At 58.3% G+C, this 8,183-nt stretch carries 6 protein-coding genes and 2 tRNA genes; 7 read left to right on the forward strand and 1 reads right to left on the reverse strand.

The window, feature by feature from the left end:
- Window positions 1–16 precede the first annotated feature (16 nt).
- The 6 genes from ltaE to DW49_RS0105220 all read left to right on the forward strand — a co-directional run bounded on the left by ltaE (window position 17) and on the right by DW49_RS0105220 (window position 5,812).
- Window positions 17–1,021, forward strand: coding sequence for a low-specificity L-threonine aldolase (gene ltaE, locus DW49_RS0105195; protein WP_005616614.1), 1,005 nt, complete (start codon window positions 17–19; stop codon window positions 1,019–1,021).
- A 144-nt stretch (window positions 1,022–1,165) separates the two neighbouring features.
- Window positions 1,166–3,790, forward strand: a complete 2,625-nt coding sequence (gene alaS, locus DW49_RS0105200) for an alanine--tRNA ligase (RefSeq protein WP_024420262.1) — start codon at window positions 1,166–1,168, stop codon at window positions 3,788–3,790.
- A gap of 90 nt (window positions 3,791–3,880) precedes the next feature.
- Window positions 3,881–5,113 carry an aspartate kinase gene (locus DW49_RS0105205; RefSeq protein ID WP_003369901.1) on the forward strand — a complete coding sequence of 411 codons (1,233 nt, stop codon included), beginning with the start codon at window positions 3,881–3,883 and terminating at the stop codon, window positions 5,111–5,113.
- Window positions 5,114–5,284: 171 nt separating this feature from the next.
- Entirely contained in the window at window positions 5,285–5,473 is a 189-nt protein-coding gene (csrA, locus tag DW49_RS0105210) for a carbon storage regulator CsrA (protein WP_002554426.1), read from the forward strand.
- 62 nt (window positions 5,474–5,535) lie between these two features.
- Window positions 5,536–5,626 (forward strand) — tRNA-Ser (locus tag DW49_RS0105215).
- A gap of 109 nt (window positions 5,627–5,735) precedes the next feature.
- A tRNA-Arg gene (locus DW49_RS0105220) sits at window positions 5,736–5,812 on the forward strand.
- A 43-nt stretch (window positions 5,813–5,855) separates the two neighbouring features.
- Here DW49_RS0105220 and bamE read toward each other — a convergent pair.
- On the reverse strand, window positions 5,856–6,347 hold the full coding sequence (bamE, locus tag DW49_RS0105225) for an outer membrane protein assembly factor BamE domain-containing protein (protein WP_005616625.1): 492 nt from the start codon (window positions 6,345–6,347) through the stop codon (window positions 5,856–5,858).
- Between the two features lie 323 nt (window positions 6,348–6,670).
- Here bamE and mgtE point away from each other — a divergent pair, with 323 nt between their 5' ends.
- Window positions 6,671–8,113 (forward strand): magnesium transporter, encoded by a 1,443-nt coding sequence (mgtE, locus tag DW49_RS0105230; RefSeq protein ID WP_019332379.1) that lies wholly within the window; start codon window positions 6,671–6,673, stop codon window positions 8,111–8,113.
- Window positions 8,114–8,183: the final 70 nt, after the last annotated feature.

Below are 8,183 nucleotides of genomic sequence, written 5' to 3' on the forward strand. Positions count from 1 at the left end.
TTCAGGGAGCTTTTTCGTGACGGTCATCGATCTGCGCAGCGACACAGTGACTCTGCCTACCGCAGGCATGCTTGACGCCATGGCACATGCGCCGCTGGGCGATGATGTCTACGGTGAAGACCCTACGGTCAATCTGCTCGAGGCCACGCTCGCCGAGCGTCTCGGGTTTGACGCCGCCTTGTTCGTGCCCTCCGGCACCATGAGCAATCTGCTGGCGTTGATGGCGCACTGTGAGCGGGGCGATGAATACATCGTCGGTCAGCAGGCTCACACCTATAAATACGAAGGGGGCGGCGCGGCGGTACTGGGCTCGATTCAGCCTCAGCCGCTTGATGTGCAGGCGGACGGTTCGCTGAGCCTGCAACAGGTGCTCGACACCATCAAACCGGACGACTTCCACTTTGCCCGCACACGCCTGCTGGCCCTGGAAAACACCATGCAGGGCAAGGTGCTGCCACTTGAGTACCTGGCGGCCGCGGGCAAGCTGACCCTGGAAAAAGGCCTCGCGCTGCACCTCGACGGCGCGCGCCTGTACAACGCGGCGGTCAGGCTGGGCGTTGATGCCCGGGAGATCACCCGGCACTTCGATTCAGTCTCCATCTGCCTGTCCAAAGGCCTGGGTGCCCCTATTGGCTCGGTGCTGTGCGGCTCGCAGCCGCTGATGGTCAAGGCGCGGCGTCTGCGCAAGATGCTCGGCGGGGGCATGCGTCAGGCAGGCGGGCTGGCCGCTGCCGGGCTCTATGCGCTGGATCACCAGGTCCAGCGGCTGGCCGACGATCATGCCAATGCGGCGTTTCTGGCCGAGGGCTTGAGCGGGCTGGGTTATAGCGTCGAGCCAGTGCAGACCAACATGGTCTATGTGCAGATCGGTGATCGCGCCGCTGCGCTCAAGGCCTTTTGCGCCGAGCGTGGCATCGTGCTCACCGCCGCGTCGCGGCTGCGCATGGTCACTCACCTGAATGTTTCGCGTGCTCAGGCCGAGCAGGTGATCGCAGCATTCGCAGCCTTTGAACACCCATGACGTGCCGATAATCCAGTTACTTGTTTCTATCGCACAAACACACTGTACCGAGGGCGCAACGCCTATATAATGCGGCCCTTTGCCGTCGCTACGTCATTTGACGTTTTGCACTTGCCTCTGGCCGCAGTCTCCGTGGAAGAACCTATGAAAAGCGCAGAAATCCGTGAAGCCTTCCTTGGCTTCTTCGAAGAGCAAGGCCACACCCGTGTCGCTTCAAGCTCCTTGATTCCGGGCAATGACCCAACCCTGCTGTTCACCAACGCAGGCATGAACCAGTTCAAGGACTGCTTCCTGGGCCAGGAAAAACGCGCCTACACCCGCGCCGTGACCAGTCAGAAATGTGTGCGTGCCGGTGGCAAGCACAACGACCTGGAAAACGTCGGCTATACCGCTCGTCACCACACTTTTTTCGAAATGCTGGGTAACTTCAGCTTTGGTGACTATTTCAAGCGTGATGCCATTACCTACGCCTGGACCTTCCTGACTTCCGAGAAGTGGCTGAACCTGCCCAAGGAAAAGCTCTGGGTCACCGTCTACGCGACCGACGACGAAGCCTACGATATCTGGACCAAAGAGATCGGCGTCCCGGCCGAGCGCATGGTTCGCATCGGTGACAACAAAGGCGCGCCTTACGCCTCCGACAACTTCTGGACCATGGGCGACACCGGCCCGTGTGGCCCATGCAGCGAGATTTTCTTCGACCACGGCGCGGACATCTGGGGTGGCCCGCCAGGCTCGCCGGAAGAAGACGGCGACCGTTACATTGAAATCTGGAACAACGTTTTCATGCAGTTCAACCGCACCGCTGATGGCGTGCTGCACCCGCTGCCAGCGCCGTCGGTCGATACAGGCATGGGCCTTGAGCGGGTCAGTGCCGTTCTGCAGCACGTGCATTCCAACTACGAAATCGACCTGTTTCAGAGCTTGCTGGCCGCATCGGCCAACGCCATCGGTTGCAGCAACGACAACCAGGCTTCGCTGAAAGTGGTGGCTGACCACATTCGCTCTTGCGGCTTCCTGATCGCCGACGGCGTGCTGCCTTCCAGCGAAGGCCGTGGCTATGTGCTGCGCCGCATCATTCGTCGCGCTTGCCGTCACGGCAACAAGCTCGGAGCCAAGGGCAGCTTCTTCTATCAGATCGTCGCCGCGCTGGTCACCGAGATGGGTTCGGCATTCCCTGAGCTGGTGCAACAGCAGTCGCACATCGAGCGCGTCCTCAAAGGCGAAGAAGAGCAGTTCGCCAAGACCCTGGAACAAGGCTTGAAGATCATCGAGCAGGATCTGGCCGAGCTCAAAGGCACCGTGGTTCCCGGCGAAATCGTGTTCAAGTTGTATGACACCTACGGTTTCCCGATGGACCTGACGGGTGACATCGCCCGTGAGCGTAACCTGACGCTGGACGAAGAGGGCTTTGAGCGCGAGATGGAAGCCCAGCGCGTGCGTGCACGTTCGGCCAGCTCGTTCGGCATGGACTACAACAGCCTGGTCAAGGTCGATGTGGCCACCCAATTCACCGGTTACTCGGCGACCACCGGCAGCGCCAGCGTCGTTGCCCTCTATAAAGACGGGCAGTCGGTGACTCACCTGAACGAAGGCGAAGAGGGCGTGGTGATTCTCGACACCACCCCGTTCTATGCCGAATCAGGTGGCCAGATCGGCGACAGCGGCTTCCTGCTGGCTGGTGATGCGCGCTTCGACGTCAGTGACACCACCAAGACCGGCGGGGCATTCCTGCATCACGGTGTTGTGGCGTCCGGCAGCCTGAGCGTCGGCGTACAGGTTGACACACAGGTGGCCGATGAAGTTCGTGATGCAACCAAACTGAACCATTCGGCCACTCACTTGCTGCACGCCGCATTGCGTCAAGTGTTGGGCGAGCATGTGCAGCAGAAAGGCTCGCTGGTCGACAGTCAGCGTCTACGCTTTGACTTCAGCCACTTCGAGTCGATCAAGCCTGAGCAACTGCGTGCACTGGAAGACATCGTCAACGCCGAAATTCGCAAGAACACGCCGGTGGTCACTGAAGAAACCGACATCGACACCGCGAAAAAGAAAGGCGCCATGGCGCTGTTCGGTGAGAAGTACGGTGACAGCGTTCGTGTCCTGAGCATGGGCGGCGAGTTTTCCGTCGAGCTGTGCGGCGGTATTCACGCCAGCCGTACCGGCGACATCTCGCTGTTCAAGATTGTCAGTGAAGGCGGCGTTGCCGCAGGCGTGCGACGTATCGAAGCGGTGACCGGCGCGGCTGCGCTGGCCTGGCTGAATTCGGCTGAAGATCAACTCAAGGAAGCCGCGACGCTGGTCAAAGGCAATCGCGAAAACCTGCTGGACAAGCTGACGGCGGTGCTTGAGCGCAACCGTCTGCTGGAAAAACAACTGGAACAACTGCAAGCCAAGGCAGCCAGCGCCGCCGGTGACGACCTGTCGTCGGCCGCGCTGGATGTCAAAGGGGTCAAGGTTCTGGCTACGCGCCTGGATGGCCAGGATGGCAAGGCGCTGTTGGCGCTTGTCGACCAGTTGAAGAACAAGCTCGGCCGCGCAGTGATCCTGCTCGGCAGTGTTCATGAAGACAAGGTTGTCTTGGTCGCAGGCGTGACCAAGGACCTGACTGGCCAACTCAAAGCCGGTGATTTGATGAAACAGGCGGCAACCGCAGTAGGCGGTAAAGGCGGTGGTCGTCCTGATATGGCTCAAGGCGGTGGTGTCGATGCAGCTGCGCTGGATTCAGCGCTGGCACTGGCCGTTCCTTTTGTAGAGCAGGGTATCTGAGTCGAATCTGCAGGCCTGTCGATTGCCGGCAGGCCATGTAAGGTTTGAATGTTAATAGGTGCTCTTAACGGGTTCTGAGGCGGCTTTGAGATGGCTTTGATCGTACAGAAATTTGGCGGCACCTCCGTGGGCTCTGTAGAGCGCATCGAGCAGGTGGCCGACAAGGTCAAGAAATTCCGTGAGGCGGGCGACGACCTGGTGGTCGTGCTGTCAGCCATGAGCGGTGAAACAAATCGTTTGATCGAGCTGGCCAGGCAGATCAGTGATCAGCCGGTTCCCCGTGAACTGGACGTGATCGTCTCCACGGGCGAGCAGGTGACCATTGCGCTGCTGGCGATGGCGCTGATGAAGCGCGGCGTGCCTGCGGTGTCCTACACCGGCAACCAGGTGCGCATTCTCACTGATAGCGCGCACAACAAGGCGCGCATCCTGCAAATCGACGACCAGAAGATCCGTTCCGACCTGAAAGCCGGTCGGGTGGTAGTGGTTGCCGGTTTCCAGGGTGTCGATGAGCACGGCAATATCACCACGCTGGGTCGTGGCGGTTCGGACACCACCGGTGTGGCCCTGGCGGCTGCGCTGAAGGCTGACGAGTGCCAGATCTACACCGACGTCGATGGCGTGTACACCACCGACCCACGTGTGGTGTCGCAGGCTCAGCGTCTGGACAAGATCACCTTTGAAGAGATGCTGGAAATGGCCAGCCTCGGTTCCAAGGTGTTGCAGATCCGCGCGGTCGAGTTCGCCGGCAAATACAATGTCCCGCTGCGCGTTCTGCACAGCTTCAAAGAGGGGCCGGGCACCCTTATTACAATCGATGAAGAGGAATCCATGGAACAGCCGATCATTTCCGGCATCGCCTTCAACCGCGATGAAGCCAAGCTGACCATCCGTGGTGTGCCAGACACCCCCGGCGTGGCGTTCAAGATTCTCGGTCCGATCAGCGCGGCCAATATCGAAGTGGACATGATCGTGCAGAACGTTTCGCACGATAACACCACCGATTTCACCTTCACGATCCATCGCAACGACTATCAGGCAGCCTTGCAGGTGCTTGAGGCGACCGCGCGTGAAATCAGTGCCCGTGAAGTCTCCGGCGATACCAAGATTGCCAAGGTGTCGATCGTCGGCGTCGGCATGCGCTCGCACGCCGGTGTTGCCAGTCGCATGTTTGAAGCACTGGCCAAGGAGAGCATCAATATCCAGATGATCTCCACATCGGAGATCAAGGTCTCTGTGGTCATCGAAGAGAAGTACCTGGAGCTGGCTGTGCGCGCATTGCACACGGCGTTCGAGCTGGATGCTCCTCGGCAGGGTGAATGACTCTGTCGTCGAAGGGCGCGGTCTTGCCGCGTCTTTCGGGTACTGCGCAGAAAGGCTGTTGTTTTCTTTGCGTTAGTCGATACACAGGTTAACGGTCGTGGCTTTTCGCCGGCGACTTTTGCCTACCGGTTGCAGACTGTGGTCCCTTAATAAAGGCGTAAGGAGAAAAGTATGCTGATTCTGACTCGTCGGTGCGCAGAAAGCCTGATCATTGGTGACGGTGAAATCACCGTCACCGTGCTCGGAGTGAAGGGTAATCAGGTGCGTATTGGTGTCAATGCGCCCAAAGAAGTCGCGGTTCACCGTGAAGAGATTTACCTGCGGATCAAGAAAGAGAAGGACGAAGAACCAAGCCATTAATTTTTATTGAATTTTTGGTTTGCAAACGGGGAAAAGGGTGGTTATTATACGCCCCGTGTTGCGGAGAGCTGGCCGAGTGGCCGAAGGCGCTCCCCTGCTAAGGGAGTACACCTCAAAAGGGTGTCGGGGGTTCGAATCCCCCGTTCTCCGCCATTATTTATGTAGCGCATCAGATTGAGCTTAATCGGTAAGTTGTTGAATTTACTAGAAAAAGTGATTGACAAAACAATCTGACGATCTATAATGCGCGGCACCAACACATGCACTCGTAGCTCAGCTGGATAGAGTACTCGGCTACGAACCGAGCGGTCACAGGTTCGAATCCTGTCGAGTGCACCATACAACGAAAAGCCCACATCGAAAGATGTGGGCTTTTTGCTTTCTAGCGTTTTCCTTTAACGCACCCGTGTTCATCAAATGTCACGCTGCTGCTGCGGCCTTTCTTCTGGTTGTACACGTAACGCAATTCTCCATTGCGGTTGCTGACTTTGTCCGGGCGCCCCAACAGGCTTTCCACATCGCGTTGCGTCATGCCGGGAGGGGGGCGCTGGTTGATGATGGCCGCTCGGCGCTGTTCGGCGCTCAAGCGGTTGCCGCAGCCATCATCGCGGGTGCCGACCACGACCAGTTCCTTGCCTGATGATTTTTGGCGCGCTGGCTCCCGGCTGTTTGCAGAAGGAAGCAAATCGATTTGGGTTCCGGGTGGCGCATTGAATGCGCTCTGCAGCCGAGTGCTGTGACCTGCCGGGCAACCCAGCGTCGTGAACATGATCTTTCCTGATGCGTCCTCGCAGCGCTGAACACTGCTGGCGGTCGCGAACAGGGGCAGGCAGAGCAGGGCGCTGCAAAGGGTCAGATGAATGGCGGCGCGCATGGCAAGGTCCTCCGTGACGGGTGTGGTGAGAGCCTAGCGGGGGTCTTTAGGCGGGGCGAGCGCGTTTTCTTGGCTGAATGTGACGTCGCGCCCCTGACGGCTCATATAAGCTTGCAACTTTGTGCTGCAAACGATTGTTATAAGCTGAATTTCTCGCATGCGCTTCGCTCAAAGCGGTGTATCATTGCGCCCGTCAGCTCCGCCGGGGCTTGTGGAACACCTTCATGGACTTACCCAGTCGTTACTCAATAATGTTTTTCAACAATCATGAATTAACTGATTGATCTCCCGGCGTGCTCCGCTGCTGGGAGTGGAGCTCGCCTATGACCGAAAGAGAAGTAAAAAAAACGCAGGAAAGCTTGCAGGATCGCCTGGCTCAGGTCGTCGATCTGCTGCAGCGCCAGCGTATTGTTGAAGACCTTACCCATCGTCAGGAAGGTCAGAATCAAGACCGCGTAGAAAACCTGGTTCACCGGCAGAACCTTGTCGAGCTGCAGCGCAAGCTCGAAGACCTTCACTCCGCCGACGTCGCTTATATTCTCGAAGCCCTTCCTCTGGAAGATCGCCTGACCGTCTGGCAACTGGTCAAGGCCGATCGCGACGGCGACATTTTGCTTGAAGTATCCGATTCCGTTCGTGAAACCCTGATCGCCGACATGGACGATCATGAGTTGCTCGCGGCGGCACGGGACATGGACGCCGACGAACTGGCCGACCTTGCTCCCGAATTGCCCCGCGACGTTGTTCATGAACTGATGGAAGCGCTGGACTCACAGCAGCGCGAGCGTGTCCGGTCCGCCTTGTCCTATGACGAGGACCAGGTTGGTGCGTTGATGGACTTCGAGATGGTGACGATCCGCGAGGATGTCAGCCTTGAAGTTGTATTGCGCTACTTGCGCAGGCTCAAAGAGCTGCCCGGTCATACCGACAAATTATTTGTGGTCGACTCCGAAGGCGTGCTCAAGGGCGTCTTACCGATCAAGCGACTGCTGGTCAATGATCCGGAGAAGCAGGTTGGCGAAGTCATGGCCAGCGACCCGGTCAGCTTTCACCCTGAGGACGATGCGTACGATGCCGCGCAGGCTTTCGAGCGTTACGACCTTATCTCCACGCCGGTGGTGGACAAGAACGGCAAATTGATTGGCCGTCTGACCATCGATGAAATTGTCGACCTGATTCGTGAAGAGAGCGAAAACGAAGTCCTCAACATGGCGGGTCTGCGAGAAGAGGAAGATATCTTCGCTTCGGTATGGCGCTCGCTGCGCAACCGTTGGGCTTGGCTGGCAGTCAACCTGATCACTGCATTCCTCGCTTCGCGGGTAATAGGTCTGTTTGAAGGCTCCATCGAGAAGCTGGTGGCGCTCGCTGCGCTGATGCCCATCGTCGCCGGCATTGGCGGCAACTCGGGTAACCAGACCATCACCATGATCGTGCGCGCCATGGCGCTGGATCAGGTCAACACTGGCAATACGTCCCGGCTGCTGCGCAAGGAACTGGCTGTGGGCCTGATCAACGGCCTGCTGTGGGGCGGGGTCATCGGGGTTGTCGCTTACCTGTTGTATGGCAGCTGGTCACTTGGCGTGGTCATGACGGCAGCCATGACGCTCAACCTGCTGCTGGCCGCCTTGATGGGCGTATCCATCCCCATGGCGCTTGCGCGTCTGGGTCGCGACCCCGCAATGGGCGCGAGCGTCATGATTACGGCGATGACTGACAGCGGCGGGTTCTTCATCTTTCTCGGGTTGGCGACGATCTTCCTGCTCTAGTGTACTGTTTTCGAAAAAATCAGCCACCAACTAACGGAAAATTCAAATCTTATCAATAGCTTAGCTTGCA

Source organism: Pseudomonas avellanae BPIC 631, assembly GCF_000444135.1.
GTDB lineage: Bacteria > Pseudomonadota > Gammaproteobacteria > Pseudomonadales > Pseudomonadaceae > Aquipseudomonas > Aquipseudomonas avellanae.

What these genes read in the sequence shown, in the direction of transcription:
- alaS (WP_024420262.1), top strand. Translation starts at nt 1,166, where the DNA reads ATGAAAAGCGCAGAAATCCGTGAAGCCTTCCTTGGCTTCTTCGAAGAG.
- DW49_RS0105205 (WP_003369901.1), top strand. Translation starts at nt 3,881, where the DNA reads ATGGCTTTGATCGTACAGAAATTTGGCGGCACCTCCGTGGGCTCTGTA.
- mgtE (WP_019332379.1), top strand. Translation starts at nt 6,671, where the DNA reads ATGACCGAAAGAGAAGTAAAAAAAACGCAGGAAAGCTTGCAGGATCGC.
- bamE (WP_005616625.1), bottom strand. Translation starts at nt 6,347, where the DNA reads ATGCGCGCCGCCATTCATCTGACCCTTTGCAGCGCCCTGCTCTGCCTG.
- csrA (WP_002554426.1), top strand. Translation starts at nt 5,285, where the DNA reads ATGCTGATTCTGACTCGTCGGTGCGCAGAAAGCCTGATCATTGGTGAC.